This is a genomic window from Cupriavidus sp. 2SB, assembly GCF_005503625.1.
Lineage (GTDB): Bacteria > Pseudomonadota > Gammaproteobacteria > Burkholderiales > Burkholderiaceae > Cupriavidus.
The window spans coordinates 1-15,956 of the sequence record NZ_SCMX01000063.1 but is presented as its reverse complement, the minus strand read 5'-3'; the positions used below and the strand labels follow the sequence as shown (position 1 = coordinate 15,956).

Genomic DNA, 15,956 nt, shown 5'->3' with positions numbered 1-15,956 from the left:
GATTTTTTTGAAAAAGCGACCGACTGTATGCATTTTTTGTGACAGGCATGTTACGCCGCCTGATTGTCATGCGACACCGGGCAAACCCTTCTTGCTGCGGCCGATGTTGCAGCATATTGACGTCAGGCGATGGCGGGTGCCACGCTCTCCCGCTGCCAGCTACAATGCGCCGCCATGACCGCACCGATTTCCTTCGCATCGCTCCCCGACGCCGCCCTCCGCCGCGTGCGCGGCATCCTGACCGACATCGACGGCACGCTGACCACCGATGGCCGGCTGCCTGCCTCGACCTATCTCGCGCTGGACCGCCTGTCGCGCGCCGGCCTGCATGTGATCCCGGTGACCGGCCGCTGCATAGCCTGGGCCGAAATCCTGGTACGGCTCTGGCCCGTCGACGCAATCATCGGCGAAAACGGCGCGTTCTACTCCCATCTCATTGACAACAAGCTTGTGACGCGTTTCCTGGACGATGCGAGCACACGTGATGCGAACCTCTACCGGATCCATGCGCTGGGCCAGGAAATCCTGCGCGAAGTCCCGGGCTGTGCGCTGGCCTCGGACCAGGCGTGGCATGCCGCCGACCTCGCAATCGACCATGCGGAGGACGTAGCTCCGTTGCCACCGGCCGCCGTTGAGAAGATTGCGGCCATGATGCGCGGCGCGGGCATGACCGCCACGGTCAGCTCGATTCACGTGAACGGCTGGTTTGGCGCGCACGACAAGCTCTCGATGAGCCGGCTTTGTGTAGAGGAATTGCTCGGGGACGATATCGACGCGAAGCGCGACGAATGGCTGTTCATCGGCGACTCCGCCAATGACGTGGCCATGTTCGGACATTTCCCGCTGTCGGTGGGCGTGGCCAACGTCCGGGACATCCTGGACAAGCTGCCAATGAAGCCGGCTTATATCACCGAAGCAGCGGGTGGGGAGGGATTTGCGGAGATGGCGGAGCGGGTGTTGCGGGTGCAGGGGTTTTGACACGCCCCTGGTTTTCTCCCCTCTCCCGCAAGCGGGGAGGGGAGACAGGAATCAGCGGGAGAGGGAGAAAACAATCAGTGGATCAAACACCCACTCAATCAAACCCCAACTCCTGCAGCTTCCGCGTGATTGTATTTCTACCGATCCCCAGACGCGTTGCGGCTTCCACACGGCGGCCACGGGTGACGCCTAGTGCGGCTTCGAGTACGGCTTTTTCGAAACGGCGCGTCAGCACATCCATCACCTCGGGCTGACCCGCTTCCAGCATCGACTTCGCTTCGCCTGCCAGCAGGTTTTCCCAGCTTTGCGCGATAGCCGCTGCCGCGAATACCGGCGCGGCAGCCTGGCCAGGAATCACCATGGGCGGACGCGTTGCCACCATCATGTCGCCATCGCCCGACGCGTGCATGCCGTAGTCGGGCGATTCGATCGCGTCGTATTCGCTGGCCGGTCGCGACTCCGTTGCCAGGGAACGTGCCGGCGCCTGGCTGTCGCCCGTCCCCGTGCCGATCATTTCGCGCGGCAGATCCTTGACCTCGATCGTCTGGGCCGGCGCCATCACGGTGAGCCAGTTGCAGAGGTTCTCCAGCTGGCGCACGTTGCCGGGGAACGGCAGCGTGCTGACGTAGCTCAGCGCCTCGTCTGACATACGCTTCGGTTCTACGCCGAGCTCCTTGGCGCTCTTCTGCAGGAAATGGCGTGCCAGCAGCGTGATGTCCTCCGGACGCTCGCGCAGCGGCGGCAGGCGCAGGCGAATCACGTTCAGGCGGTGAAACAAGTCCTCGCGGAACAGCCCTTCCTTGACGCGCGTTTCCAGGTTCTGGTGGGTGGCAGCAATCACGCGCACGTTGGCACGCAGCGGGTTGTGCCCACCGACGCGATAGAAATTGCCATCGCTCAGCACACGCAGCAATCGCGTCTGGAGATCGAATGGCATATCGCCGATTTCATCGAGAAACAGCGTGCCGCCTTCGGCCTGTTCGAATCGACCACGCCGCATGGTCTGCGCGCCGGTGAACGCGCCGCGCTCATGGCCGAACAGTTCCGATTCGAGAAGGTCTTTCGGAATCGCCGCAGTGTTCAGCGCGATGAACGGGCCATTGGCACGCGGACTGTGCTTGTGCAGGGCGCGGGCGACGAGCTCCTTGCCGGTCCCTGACTCGCCAGTGATCATCACTGTGACGTTGGACTGCGACAGGCGTCCGATCGCGCGGAATACGTCCTGCATCGCCGGCGCCTGGCCCAGGATCTCGGGCGCATCGACAAGGCGGTCCTCCATTTCTTCTTCGCGCAGGCTCTCTTCGAGCGCACGGCGAATCAGTTCCACCGCCTTGTCCACGTCGAATGGCTTGGCGAGGTACTCGAACGCACCGCCCTGGAACGCCGCCACGGCGCTATCCAGATCCGAGTAGGCGGTCATCACGATGACCGGTAGCCCCGGATGGCGAGCCTTGAGGGCCTGCAACAGGTCGAGGCCGGAACCGCCGGGCATGCGGATATCCGAAATCAGGACCTGCGGCTCGTCCTCTTCCAGCGCCGCGAGCACGTCGCGGACATTGGTAAAACTGCGGGAGAGCAGGCTTTCACGTGCAAGGGCCTTTTCAAGGACCCAGCGGATTGATTGATCGTCGTCGACTATCCAGATCGGCTTCATGTGCGTCGCTTGTCTGCTCGGTGTCATATGGTCTCCCGTGTGACCCGCTGGTCCGCGCGCACCGGAGCGCCGTGGCACAACCGGCGATCAATGCAGCGGCAGCAGGATACGGAAGTCGGTGCAGCCCGGCCGGCTCTCGCATTCGATCAAGCCCTCGTGCTGCTGCACGAAGGTTTGAGCGAGTGTAAGACCGAGACCGCTTCCGCCATCCCTGCCCGAAACCAGCGGGTAGAAGATGCGTTCGCGTATGTCCTCGGGGATGCCCGGGCCGTTATCCGTTACATGCAAGTCCAATGCCAGCTTGTACAAACGCTTGGCAATCGTGACCTGGCGCGCCACGCGAGTGCGCAGGACAATCTGCGCGTCGCCCGCCGCAATACGCTCGTGCAGCGCCTGCGCCGCGTTGTGCACGATGTTCAGCACAGCCTGGATCAACTGTTCCATGTCGCCGCGCAGGTCCGGCAGGCTGGCATCGTAGTCACGCACGATGTCGAGCCCATTCGGGAACTCCGCGAGTACCACGGAGCGCACGCGCTCCAGCACCTCGTGGATATTCAGGTCCGAGACGATATGCGGGTGCCGATGCGGCTCCAGCAACCGGTCCACCAGCGTCTGCAGCCGGTCGGACTCCTTGATGATGACCTGGGTGTACTCGCGCAGCGCCCGTTCGGGCAGTTCGAACTCCAGCAACTGCGCCGCGCCACGAATGCCACCGAGCGGATTCTTGATCTCGTGGGCCAGATTGCGGATCAGTTCCTTGTTGGCCGAAGTGAGATCGAGGATGCGTTCCTCACGGTCGCTCCTGACCTTCTGCTCGTTGAGCAGGATCTCCACCAGCACAGTGCTGGCACTGCCCTCGATGCCGCCAATCACCACGTGCGCATGCAGCGCCTCCTGCAGTGGCGGACGCAGGATCAGGTCCTGGCGGCGCACGTCGATCTGGCGCGCAATGACCGTCTCGATCATCGCATCAAGCTCTTCCGATTCACCGAACAGGTCCGGCAAGGTCAGTTCCACCATGGCCTTGCGGGAGATGGCAAAGCTGGCCTCGGCCGCCGGATTGGCATACACCACGCGCAGGCCCGGCTGGCGCACGAGCAGCACGGGGTTGGCCACCACGTCCAGGCCGGGATGGAAGGTCACGTCGCCCAGCGGCACGACATCGGCCTCGCGCGGCTCCGCCGTGGCGGCATCCGGCTTGCGGTCCGCTCCGGTGACTTTGCGTGAGACTCCGCGAATCAGGCGACGCATTGTTTTCAATCCTTGAGGGTCGACAATTCGCGCTTCAGCGATGCCACGTTGGCCTCGCTGCGCGCGACGTCATCGCGCAGCCGTGCCGTGCGATCGAGATATTTCTGATAGTTGCGCTCGTTGCCCTGGCGCTCGGGTTCGCCGTTGTTGTATTCGGCACGCAACCCGGCAAGCTTGGCTTCCTCGCTCTGCAGCTCCTGCTCCAGCACGCCACGGCGCTCGCCGTCCCGGCTACGCTGCGTAGCGGTATCCACGCGCGGAAACGCCGCCGGCGAAGTGGCTGCTGCCTTGGCTGCGCCGCCCGACGTTGCACCGCCACCGCTGCGCGTGCCGGGCACGGTGACCACATCCGGCAGGTTCAGGCGCTTGCAGTCCTTGCTGTTGCCGGGATTGCCATTGCGGTACTCAGGCACGCCACCGGCACCCTTGCACATGTAGACATCCGACGATTGTGCAGGCGCTGGGGCGCTCCACACGGCCAGCAGGCTTGTCACGGCCATCACCAGAATGGTGAAACCCACCCGCATCTGGTGCATTGGCACGCTGTCGGCGCGGCCGTCGATCTGGTTCGGAATCGCTTGCATGAACATCGGCATGAAGGTTAGGAAAAGAGTCCCCATTCTAGCGATCAACGCTTCTGCAAAACAAAAAGGGACAGCCGAAGCCGCCCCTTCCTGGTGCAACTGTTGCCCGGTCGCAACCTGGCAACGCACGACGCGCTTTACAGCGAGTAGTACATGTCGAACTCGATCGGGTGAGTGGTCATGCGGAAACGCGTGACTTCTTCCATCTTGAGTTCGATGTAGGCGTCCAGCATCGAGTTCGAGAACACACCACCGCGCGTCAGGAACTCGCGGTCGTTGTCCAGGTACTCCAGGGACTGGTCGAGGCTCGAGCAGACGGTCGGGATCTTCGCGTCTTCTTCCGGCGGCAGGTCGTACAGGTTCTTGTCAGCCGCTTCGCCCGGGTGGATCTTGTTCATGACGCCGTCCAGGCCAGCCATCAGCAGTGCCGAGAAGCCCAGGTACGGGTTCATCAGCGGATCCGGGAAGCGCGTTTCGATACGGCGGCCCTTCGGGTTGGCAACGTACGGAATACGGATCGAGGCCGAACGGTTACGGGCCGAGTAGGCCAGCTTCACCGGCGCTTCGAAGCCCGGCACCAGACGCTTGTACGAGTTCGTACCCGGGTTGGTGATGGCGTTCAGCGCGCGGGCGTGCTTGATGATGCCGCCGATGTAGTACAGCGCGAATTCCGACAGGCCGGCATAGCCGTTGCCTGCGAACAGGTTCTGGCCGTCCTTCCACACGGACTGGTGAACGTGCATGCCCGAACCGTTGTCGCCAACGATCGGCTTCGGCATGAACGTAGCGGTCTTGCCATACGTGTGTGCCACGTTCTGGATCACGTACTTCTGCAGTTGCGTCCAGTCGGCGCGTTGCACCAGCGTGCTGAAGCGCGTGCCGATTTCGTTCTGGCCCTGGCCAGCCACTTCGTGGTGGTGCACTTCAACGGGAATGCCCAGCGATTCGAGAATCAGGCACATTTCCGAACGCATGTCCTGGAACGTGTCGATCGGGGCAACCGGGAAGTAGCCGCCCTTCTTGCCCGGACGGTGACCGCTGTTGCCGTGCTCGAATTCCTTGGCCGACGACCACGGTGCTTCTTCCGACTGGATCTTCACCGAGCAGCCCTGCATGTCGATGTTCCAGGTCACGCCGTCGAAAATGAAGAACTCGGGTTCCGGACCGAAGAAAGCGGTGTCGCCCAGGCCGGTGCTCTTCAGGTAGGCTTCGGCGCGCTTGGCGATCGAACGCGGGTCGCGGTCGTAGCCCTTGCCGTCCGACGGTTCGATCACGTCGCAGGTCAGGACCAGGGTCGGTTCTTCATAGAACGGGTCGATGTAAGCAGTACCCGAGTCCGGCATCAGCAGCATGTCCGATGCTTCGATACCCTTCCAGCCGGCGATGGACGAACCGTCAAAGGCATGGCCGCTTTCGAACTTGTCTTCGTCGAAGTGCGACGTCGGAACCGAAACGTGCTGTTCCTTGCCCTTGGTATCCGTGAAACGGAAGTCGACGAACTTGACGTCGTTTTCCTTCACGAGCTTCATCACATCTGCAACGCTCTGCGCCATGCCTATCTCCTGGAAATTCGAGGCGGTGTCTGAGAAAGCCATTGTTGGTGCGACCGATCGAAGAACCGATCCAGGCCACCCAAAAGGGACGAGGGATGTTAGCAGAAAGCGTGCCAACGAAGTCCGTCCCACGGCCGCCAATCGCACGGACTTCCCGAAAAACGTGCAGGGGCCGGCGCCATCGCACTGAGACGGGGGACGCGGATTGCATACAACTGACTGCGAACCCACTTTGCCGCGTCGGCCACATCACATCGGCCCCGCCCGTGGGCGTGGGCTCGACACCCATGAAACACCATAACGGTGCGCAACTCAAGGAAACGCACCATACAAGTGCCTTCCCCTTGCGTCAGCACCAAAACGATGCGTTCTGGCATCCGCCATTTTTCGGGCCGTCGCAACGGCCGCGCGCTAGAATAGCGCCGATCGGGGCAGGTTCACAGCCCCCTGCCGACCGCGCCCTGCTCCTGTTGTCCTTGCGCATCCCGCCGTAGATATCCCCGCCGCACTCATTGACGCCGTCAGAAAACATGACTACCCGAGACACCCTTTTGCAGACTGCCCACGACCGCCAGCAATCGAGCCAGCTTGCCTACTTCGGCGCGCTGACACCGCAAGAGTCGTATGCCCTACTTCAGGCCGACCCAAAGGCCGTGCTCGTGGACGTCCGCACGCAGGCGGAACTGGATTGGGTGGGTGGCGTTGCCTTGCCGGAGGAGCAACTGGTTCACGTGGAGTGGTCGACATATCCGGGCGGCACGCAGAACCCCAACTTCGTGGCCGAACTTAAGGCCCGCGTTCCCACCGATGCCCCGGTGCTGTTCCTGTGCCGCAGCGCTGCCCGCTCGAAGCATGCCGCACGCGTGGCCACCGAGGCAGGCTACCAGTTTGCGATGGACGTACTCGAAGGCTTCGAAGGTCCGCGCGATGAGGACCATCATCGCAAGACGGTGGAGGGTTGGTGCGTGCGAGGGTTGCCCTGGTTTGGGGCTTGAGGTTTGAATGGCCGCTCTCCCCTCTCCCGCGAAGTGGGAGAGGGGCGGGAGAGGGAAGCAAGCCTAGGGGAATGTCGAAGTCTTTACTACTGCTCGACGATCTCGAACCCCATCGCAGACACCCCACCCAGCAACATCGCATAGGCCGCCGGCACCAGCTCCGCCGGCCCCTTCACGCCGAGATCGATATGGCGTCGTCCAAAGCGGTCGCCGCGCGAGACATCGCCGACTGACGGCAGGCTGAACACGCGGATGCCGGGGAAGGTGTCCTGCACCTGCTCCATCAGCGGCGTGAGCGTCGATTCAGGTGCCTCGAACACATAGAATGCGCGCGATTGTTCCGCGTCACGATGGAACAGCGACGGGTAGTAGTGATCGAGCACCCATTCCATCATCGGCCACGCCATGACCGGGAAACCAGGCATGAAATGGTGATCGGCCACAGAGAAACCCGGAATACGGTTGTAGCTGTTCGGAATGATCCGGGCGCCCGCCGGAAACTCGCCCATCTTGAAGCGATGCTGGTTCTCGGGCCGGGTCAGGTCGGCCTTGACCGGATCCCCTTCCGCCGTCTCCGCGATGCGCAGCGCAATCTGTTCGCGCGCATCAGGATGCAGAGCCAGTTCCACGCCCAGCGCTGCTGCCGCGCATTGGCGCGTGTGATCGTCAGGCGTGGCGCCAATGCCGCCCGTGCAGAACACCACGTCCGAGCCCGCGAACGTGCGGCGCAGCGTGGCCGTGATGCGATCGCGCTCGTCGCCGATGTATTCGGCCCAGTCCAGTGCCAGGCCGCGCGCGGCCAGCAACTCGATGGCGCGGCGCATGTGCTTGTCTTCGCGACGGCCAGAGAGAATCTCGTCGCCAATGACAATCAGACCGAAACCCATGATGCCCCTCTTTCAGGATTGTTCGATGCGGCGCACGTCCGACGGCGCCAGGTCGATAACGTCCGGCCCCGCTGGCGGCGGCGTGATGGCGGCACGCTCGGCACGCAGGTCCGTCAGCGCGCGCAGGCAGAAATGGCCGAACCACAACGCCGAGAAGATAAAGATCAGCACGTAGAGCCACAGCGTGCCGGCCAGTACGACCGGAAACAGGAAGATGATGACAGCCGACCAGACCCACAGCAAGGTGGGCGCCGAGCCCAGCAGGCCCACCACCACGCCCATGGTCAGTAGCGGCACGCGATGCCGCTTCATGAGTGTCTTGCGCTCCTCCGCCGTGGCATGTTCGGCCAGTGCGTCGTAGGTCATCACGCGGTAGGTCAGCCAACCCCAGAGCACGGGCGGAATCAGCGCGAAGAACGGCGGGATCAGCCACAGCGGCAGCGTGATCACGATCAGCAGCAGGAACACTACGGTGTTGCCGAGTGCCTGGAACACGCTGCCGGCGATGCTGCCTCCGCGCGCCTTGTGCAGGTCGGGATAGCTGCGCTCCAGGTGCTTTAATACGGCGGGCACCGAGAACAGGCTGATAAAGACAAGCATCGAGGCGATCACCAGCGGAATGGCCAGCGTCAGCACGAATAGCGGCGCCACCACCGTACGCAGCGACTGCAGACCGAGCCAGTCGAGCATCGAATAGATCCAGCTCGTGAAGACGGAGCCTTCGAGCAACGTGCGGGCCGTGCCCATGATTGGCTCCCAGCCCCACCAGATCAAGCCGCCCCAGAGGACGGTGGCCAGGACAAAGGGAATGACGGTCAGCATCAGCATGCGCGGATGCATCTGGCTGACAAGAGCGCGGCCAAACGCGCGGAAGATATCGTTCATGCGATCAGGAGTGGAGAAAGCCCTGAAAGCCTAGCACAGCGCCGTGCGTCTTTCGCCTCCCAAATGTCACCCGAGCCGCAGCAGCCGCTTGATCCCCAGCCATTGCTGGGACAGGAAACCGGCGCCGTAGCTGCGGCCTTTGCCAGCAGGGGGCGGCATCTGATCGCGGATGCCCGTGGGGTAATAGGCTTCCGTGAAGACGGCGGTGCGGAACAGCATGTCCCACCACGGGAAAATCACACCGTAGTTGCAGCCGCCGAGTCGCACGGCGCGGCCATCGGCACCCTGCCGCTCGTGGCCCAGTCCCATGGCGTGGTGCGTGCGATGGAATCGCGGCGATACGATCAGCCGCTCGCCCAGCCAGCCGAAGTGCACGCGCAGATTCGCGTGCTGCAGACTTTGCAGCAACTGCGACAGCGCCACGAGCAGCACGTATTGCGAGGGTTCCACGCCCACCGCCAGTGCCACGGTCGCGAACACGGCGTCGCGCAAGATATCGTCAAGCAGGTGATTGCGGTTATCGCTCCACAGCGTCATCTGGCGCTGGCTGTGATGCACCGCGTGCAGGCTCCACCACCAGCGGTAGGTGTGCGACAACCGGTGATACCAGTAGTCGAGCAGGTCGAAGAGCAGCAGGTAGACGAAGAAGCTGACGAGCGGGATGGCAGTCACGGCGGGCCACCAGTCTTCCACATTCACACGCTGCCAGCCGAGCAGGCGCAGATGGCCTTCGATGCCATCCATCAGCGGCGCCAGCAGGAAGAACATGGCGAGCCGGAACAGTCCAAGCCGGTGGATCACCGTGTAGAGCATGTCGGTGCGGATCGCGGCGCGGTCGGTCACGGCTTCCACGGGGCGCAATTTTTCCAGCGGCCCGAGGATCAGGAACATCACGGCAATCTGCACCACACCCACCAGCAGCCATTCGGTGCCTGTGAACGCATCCTCGGCGTAACCGCCGAAGCCGAGGTTGTAGACCAGCGGCAGAATGGCATCCTGAAACACCGTGGCTTCGATCTGGCCGACCCAAAGGCTTACCCAGTTGGTAAAGGCATCCCACATTATTGTTTCGCTCCCGCCCCGGCCTGAACCGGCCCGTGCTGCACGATCCAGTTCCGGTATAGCGGATGCTCACGCAACGTGGCGAAGCAGAAGCCCTTCTGTTCGAGTCCGGTAATCAGCGGCTCGAGCACGGCTGGCGCCCAGGGGTCCTTGCGCGACCAGATGCCGAGGTGGGCCATCGTGATGTCACCGTCGCGAAGATCGCGCAGTGCCTTGTCGAGCAATGCCTGATTCGGAAATTTCTCGGACGACAACTCGTCGCCCAAGAAGCCTGCCGGCGCCCAGCCTACGTGCTTGAAGCCACACTGCTCGGCCCAGGCCAGCGTCTGCGGCGCGGTACGGCCACCCGGCGCGCGCCAGAGCGGCACCATCTGCTGCCCGGTCATCGACTGGAATGCCTGCGCGCTGCGGCGCAGTTCGGCGCAGAAAGACGCCTCGGTCATGACCGTGTCGCGTCCCGCCTGTGCGCCGAACTGCGGGCGCATCGTGACCTTGCCTTCGCGGACGCTGCGCAGGTAGACGTGATCGAAGGTATGCGTGCCGAACGCGTGGCCATCGGCGGCCAGCGATTTCCAGTACGAAGCCCAGGTGGAATCGAGCGAGTTGTCCTTGTTGACGGTCGGCTCGCTGGCCAGGAAGAACGTCGCCCGGATATGGTGCTTGCGCAGCGTCCGGGCAATCAGTTCGGCCTGGCTCATGCTGCCGGTGTCGAAGGTCAGGTAGAGCGTGCCGGCGCGGCAGGCGCCGGCCTGGCGCGCCGGCTCGGCTGCCAGTGCCACGGCGCTGGCAGATGCCAGAGCCAGCATGGCGATGCGCGAAATCAAGCTGCGCATGATGTCCTCAGCAAGAACGTGTCAACCCATCAATACAGCGGAGCGCGCGTCTTGAAATAGATGCCGTGCGGCGATTTACCTACACGGATCGTCTTCACGAGTTTGCGGCTGGCCACGTCGATCAACCCCACCGAGCGCGCCCAGCGGAACGTCACCCACAGCGTCTTGCCGTCCGCGGTCAGCTCCATGTCGTCGGGCCCCGGCAGCAGACCCGTGATATCGCCCACTTTGGACAACGTCTGCTGGTCGATGATGCTGATCGAGCCGGACACGCGGTTGGTCAGGAACAGGTGGCGCTTGTCGCCCACCGCGCGGAAATTGTGCGCGCCCTTGCCAGTCTGGATCTGCTTGACCACGGTACGCGTGCGCCAGTCAATGACGGCCACGTAGTCCGCGCCGGTCATGCCCACGAGCAGGTATTTCTGATCCGGCGTCACCCAGACGCCAGCGGGTGCTGAACCGGCTTCCATGACCCACATCACCGTCAGCGTGTTCAGGTCGATGGCGGCAATCTGGTTGGAATCCTGCAGCGTGATGAAGGCGATCTTGCTGTCTGCCGTGTACGCGATGTGACTGGGCGTTTTGGCCAACGGGAACTGCTTGGCGATCTTGAGCTGATGGCCATCCCAGCGGTACACGTCCACGCGGTCCAGGCGGTTGCCGGTGGCGATGAACCACTTGCTGTCTGGGGAAAATCCGATCTGGTAGGGATCGTCGATATTCGGCACGCGCTGCTGAACCTTGCCGGTCACCGGATCCAAGAACACCAGATCGTTGCCCACGGCATTCGCCACGATCAGCGACTTGTCGTCCGGCGTGGCGATCAGGTGGTGCGGCTCCTTGCCAACCGGAAAGGTCTCGATGACCTTCTGGGTATCCTTGTCGATTAGGGTGACGCTAGCATCACCTGAATTCAGGATGGTGACCACTTCCGCGAGAGCCGGCGCGGACACCAAGGCCAGCGCCAGGGCGCCAACCGAAACAGCTACGACACGACGCAACGCGAGCATAAGACAGTGGATTTCGATACGAACCGGGCATTCTAACGTTTCGGCTATGGAATGCGCTGACGAACTGAGAGGAATCTTTAGGGTTACTTACATTTGGATACATGTGAGGCGGCGACAGCTTCCGCCGGGTTTTCAGCGCTGCATACTCTCCCAAACCTTCTGCAGCCGCTTCACCGACATGGGCTGCGGCGTCCTCAGTTCCTGCGCGAACAGTGCGATCCGCAGTTCTTCCAGCATCCAGCGGAACTCATCCATGCGCTCATCCACCACCGCGCCCCTGCCCTGCGACCGCAGCATTTTCTCCGCGCGCTGCCATTGCTGGATCAGCGGCGACATTTCCTGCGTGCGCTGACTGTCGCGACCCGGGTCGCCCTTGAGCTTGTCCACGCGCATCGCCATACCCTTGAGATAGCGCGGGAAGTGGACGAGCTGGTTGTACGGCGTATCGGCCACGAATGACTTGCTCATCAGTCGACCGAGTTGCGCCTCCAGATCCTGATAGGCGCTACCATGCGGCTTGGCCTGCAGCAGCTTGCGTGGCAGACCCGCGTACTCCGCCAGGATCGTGCCGACGAGTCGGGCAATTTCCTGCGCCAGCAGCGAGAGTCGTGCCCGCCCCTCTTCCTTGCGCGCGTTGAATTCGGATTCGTTACGCGGCAGCGGCGGTTGCAGACAGGCGCGTTCCAGCGCCATCAGCACGATCTGGTTGCGCAGTTCCTCCTGCGACCCCAGCGTCATGTACTGCATCGCCATCTGTTGCAAGTTGGGGATGTTTTTCTCGATGAACTTGACCTGCTCGCGCAGTTGCAGCGCAAACAGCCGGCGCAGCCCCACGTGATGGATGCGCGCCGCTTCCTGCGGATCGTCGAAGACTTCCACGTCGCAATGATCGGTGCGATCCACCAGCGCCGGATAGCCAAACAGCGTCTGGTTGCCCTTGCGGATTTCCAGCAGTTCCGGCAATTCGCCGAACGACCACGAGGTCAGGTTCTCGTACTGGCCCGCCTCCGCGGCCGGCACATCGCGCGCGACAATGTTCTGGAACGATTGCTGCGCCTGTCCGCCGAACTCGGCACGCAACTGGGCCAGGTTGCGGCCCATGTCGAGTTGCCGGCCGTGCTCGTCGATGACCTTGAAGTTCATCGTGTGATGCACTGGCAGCGTCTCGAGCTTGAAATCGGCGCGGCGGATCATGGTGCCGGTCTCGGCGCGGATATCGGCAATCAGCACGTCGATCAGGTCGCCCTCACCAAACGGCTGGCGATCGACAAAACCTGCTGCGTAATCGGGCAGCGGCACGCAGTGACGGCGCAGTTTCTGCGGCAGCGATTTCAGCAGCAGGTGCACCTTCTCCTTGATCATGCCCGGCACGAGCCATTCGGCGCGATCGGGCCGCACCTGATTCAGTGCGTAGAGCGGCACAGTCAGCGTCACGCCATCACGATGGCTGCCCGGCTCGAAGTGGTACGTCAAACCCATGTCGATACCCGCCACGGGCAGGATCTTCGGGAACAGGTCCGTCGTGATACCGGCCGCCTCGTGCCGCATCAGCTCGTCGCGGTTCAGGTACAGCAGCTTGCGGTCCTTGGGCAGCTTCGCGGCCTCGGCCTGATACCACTGCTCGAACGACACCTGGTTGTGGATGTCGGCGGGAATCGCACCATCGTAGAACGCATAGATCAGCGCGTCGTCTACCAGCACGTCCTGCCGGCGCGACTTGTGTTCCAGGTTCTCGATCTCGCGCACCAGACGCTGGTTATGGGCGAAGAACGGCAGGCGCGTATCGAACTCGCCTTCCACCAATGCACCACGGATAAACAGTTCGCGCGCTTCCTTCGGGTTCATCGGCCCGAAATGCACGCGCCGGTGCTGGTACACGGGCAGGCCATATAGCGTGCCGCGCTCCATCGCCACCACCTGTCCCGCCTTTTTTTCCCAGTGCGGCTCGCTCCAGCTCACGTTGAGCAGGTGGCGCCCCACCTGTTCAATCCACTCGGGTTCCACGCGCGCCAGCGTTCGTGCAAAGAGGCGGCTGGTCTCCACCAGTTCGGCGGCGATGATCCAGCGGCCCACCTTGCGGGCGATCAGAGAACCCGGCCACAGGTGGAACTTGATCCCCCGCGCGCCCAGATACTCGCGGCCCTTGCCGTCGGCTTCGTCGAGTTTCAGTCCGACGTTGCCGAGCAGGCCCGTCAGCAGCGCCTTGTGCACCTGTTCGAAGGTCGGCTCGCTCTCGTTGAGCCGCCAGCCCTGCTCACTCACCGTGGTCAGCAGTTGCGAATGCACATCGCGCCATTCGCGCAGCCGCACGTGCGACAGGAAGTTGCTGCGGCACTGGTCCTGCAACTGGCGGTTGGTCTTCTTGTGTGCCACCGCCTCCTCGAACCACTTCCACAACTTGACCCAACCGAGGAACTCGGACTTTTCGTCCATGAACTTGCGATGGGCCTGATCGGCGGCTTCCTGCGCATCGGGCGGACGGTCGCGCGGGTCCTGCACCGACAGCGCGCTGGCGATGATCAGCACCTCGCGCAGACACTGGTGATCGCGCGCGGCCAGAATCATGCGGGCCACGCGGGGGTCCAGCGGCAACTTGGCCACTTGCCGGCCCGTGGACGTGAGCTGATTCGATTCGTCGAGCGCCCCCAGTTCCTGCAGCAACTGGTAGCCGTCGGCCACGGCGCGGCCCAGCGGCGGCTCGATGAACGGGAACGCCTCGATATCGGTGAGCCGCAGCGCCTTCATACGCAGGATCACGGCAGCCAGCGACGAGCGCAGGATCTCCGGATCGGTAAAGCGCGCACGGCCCTGGTAATCGCTTTCCTCGTAGAGCCGGATACAGACGCCATCGGCCACGCGGCCGCAACGACCCGCGCGCTGGTTGGCGGCGGCTTGCGAAATCGACTCGACCTGGAGTTGCTCGACCTTGTTGCGGTACGAATACCGCTTCACGCGCGCCAGCCCGGTATCGACGACGTAGCGGATGCCCGGCACGGTCAGCGAAGTTTCCGCCACGTTGGTGGCCAGCACGATGCGGCGCGCGTTGGATGGCCGGAACACGCGCTCCTGATCCTGCACGGACAAGCGCGCGAACAGCGGCAGGATCTCCGTATGCGGCGGATGGTGCTTGCGTAGCGCCTCGGCCGCCTCGCGGATTTCGCGCTCGCCAGGCAGGAAGACCAGTACGTCGCCCGGGCCCAGGCGGCAAAGTTCGTCCACGGCGTCGACGATGCCATCGAACAGGTCGCGCTCGCGTGCTTTCTCGCCCTTCGGCGGGGCGTCGGCCGGCTTGTCCTCCTGAATCGGTCGGTAGCGAACTTCCACGGGATACAGCCGTCCGCTGACCTCGATCACCGGCGCCGGCTTGCCATTGCGCGCGAAATGCTCGGCAAAGCGCTTTGCATCGATCGTCGCCGACGTGATGATGACCTTGAGATCCGGCCGCTTGGGCAGGATCTGGCGCAGGTAGCCGATCAGGAAATCGATGTTGAGGCTGCGTTCGTGCGCCTCGTCGATGATGATCGTGTCATAGGCGCGCAGGAGCGGGTCATTCTGCGTCTCGGCCAGCAAGATGCCGTCGGTCATCAGCTTGACAGAGGCGCCTGCGGACATCGCATCGTTGAACCGCACCTGGTAACCCACGTGCTCGCCCACCGGCGTGCCCAGTTCCTGCGCGATTCGCTTGGCCGTGGACGTGGCCGCGATCCGCCGGGGCTGCGTGTGGCCGATCAGCCCGCCGCCGGGCTTGCCTTCCCGCGCCGGCCCGCGCCCGATCGACAGCGCGATCTTCGGCAACTGCGTGGTCTTGCCCGAGCCGGTCTCGCCGGACACGATAACCACCTGGTTGTCGCGCATGGCCTGCGCGATCTCGTCGCGGCGGGCCGAAACCGGCAGCGCCTCGGGGAACGTGATCTCAGGCAGCGGATTGGCCAAGCGCTCCGGCTGTGGCGGACGCGGCTCACGCGGAAGACGAGGCGGGCGAGGCGCGCCGTCTGTTGGTTTTTGAGACCGGGGCGGCCGGGCCTGCTGCTGCGGCTTGGCGGCCTGAATCGGCTGCGGCTTCTGCTGCGCCTTCTGCGGCAGACGGGGCGGCCGCGTGCCGCCGCCTGCGTCACGCGGAGCGGGCTGCTGGCTGGCCGATTTCGATGGGGCCGCGGCAGGCTGGGCCGGGGCTTGTTTGGCGGGGCGTTGTGCTGACATTGGCCGGGATTATAATCCGCCGCATGAACGCCAGAACCGACTCCCCCGCACAGGACCCCGATCC

General features: G+C 63.5%; 12 protein-coding genes. 2 read left to right on the top strand and 10 right to left on the bottom strand.

The annotated features are described in order from the left end of the window. The first annotated feature begins 174 nt into the window (after positions 1-174). On the top strand, positions 175-978 hold the full coding sequence (locus tag FFS21_RS23890) for an HAD-IIB family hydrolase (protein ID WP_137927181.1): 804 nt from the start codon (positions 175-177) through the stop codon (positions 976-978). Between the two features lie 94 nt (positions 979-1,072). Here FFS21_RS23890 and ntrC read toward each other — a convergent pair whose 3' ends face one another. The 4 genes from ntrC to FFS21_RS23870 form a co-directional block, all read right to left on the bottom strand. Continuing rightward, positions 1,073-2,632 (bottom strand): nitrogen regulation protein NR(I), encoded by a 1,560-nt coding sequence (ntrC, locus tag FFS21_RS23885; RefSeq protein WP_137927204.1) that lies wholly within the window; start codon positions 2,630-2,632, stop codon positions 1,073-1,075. 87 nt (positions 2,633-2,719) lie between these two features. Then, a complete protein-coding gene (gene glnL / locus FFS21_RS23880) occupies positions 2,720-3,883 on the bottom strand; it encodes a nitrogen regulation protein NR(II) (RefSeq protein ID WP_137927180.1) in 1,164 nt (387 codons plus the stop codon). A 5-nt stretch (positions 3,884-3,888) separates the two neighbouring features. Continuing rightward, positions 3,889-4,419: a DUF4124 domain-containing protein gene (locus FFS21_RS23875; protein ID WP_237380293.1), complete on the bottom strand. Its 531-nt coding sequence runs from the start codon at positions 4,417-4,419 to the stop codon at positions 3,889-3,891. A gap of 185 nt (positions 4,420-4,604) precedes the next feature. Then, positions 4,605-6,020: a 3-hydroxylaminophenol mutase gene (locus tag FFS21_RS23870; protein ID WP_137927179.1), complete on the bottom strand. Its 1,416-nt coding sequence runs from the start codon at positions 6,018-6,020 to the stop codon at positions 4,605-4,607. Between the two features lie 530 nt (positions 6,021-6,550). Between FFS21_RS23870 and FFS21_RS23865 the strand changes: the two genes are divergently transcribed. Next, positions 6,551-7,015 (top strand): rhodanese-like domain-containing protein, encoded by a 465-nt coding sequence (locus FFS21_RS23865; protein ID WP_137927178.1) that lies wholly within the window; start codon positions 6,551-6,553, stop codon positions 7,013-7,015. Positions 7,016-7,101: 86 nt separating this feature from the next. On the opposite strand, the gene FFS21_RS23860 is transcribed toward FFS21_RS23865, so the two are convergent. The 6 genes from FFS21_RS23860 to hrpA form a co-directional block, all read right to left on the bottom strand. After that, positions 7,102-7,902: a competence/damage-inducible protein A gene (locus FFS21_RS23860; protein WP_137927177.1), complete on the bottom strand. Its 801-nt coding sequence runs from the start codon at positions 7,900-7,902 to the stop codon at positions 7,102-7,104. Between the two features lie 12 nt (positions 7,903-7,914). Further along, positions 7,915-8,787 carry an EI24 domain-containing protein gene (locus tag FFS21_RS23855; protein ID WP_137927176.1) on the bottom strand — a complete coding sequence of 291 codons (873 nt, stop codon included), beginning with the start codon at positions 8,785-8,787 and terminating at the stop codon, positions 7,915-7,917. A gap of 66 nt (positions 8,788-8,853) precedes the next feature. Beyond that, positions 8,854-9,849, bottom strand: coding sequence for a sterol desaturase family protein (locus FFS21_RS23850; protein WP_137927175.1), 996 nt, complete (start codon positions 9,847-9,849; stop codon positions 8,854-8,856). Continuing rightward, complete coding sequence (locus FFS21_RS23845; protein ID WP_137927174.1) at positions 9,849-10,682, bottom strand: polysaccharide deacetylase family protein; 834 nt, start codon at positions 10,680-10,682, stop codon at positions 9,849-9,851. The genes FFS21_RS23850 and FFS21_RS23845 overlap by 1 nt, the downstream gene beginning before the upstream one ends. A gap of 29 nt (positions 10,683-10,711) precedes the next feature. After that, entirely contained in the window at positions 10,712-11,692 is a 981-nt protein-coding gene (locus FFS21_RS23840; RefSeq protein WP_137927173.1) for a YVTN family beta-propeller repeat protein, read from the bottom strand. Between the two features lie 132 nt (positions 11,693-11,824). Continuing rightward, positions 11,825-15,892, bottom strand: coding sequence for an ATP-dependent RNA helicase HrpA (gene hrpA, locus FFS21_RS23835; RefSeq protein WP_137927172.1), 4,068 nt, complete (start codon positions 15,890-15,892; stop codon positions 11,825-11,827). Positions 15,893-15,956 lie beyond the last annotated feature (64 nt).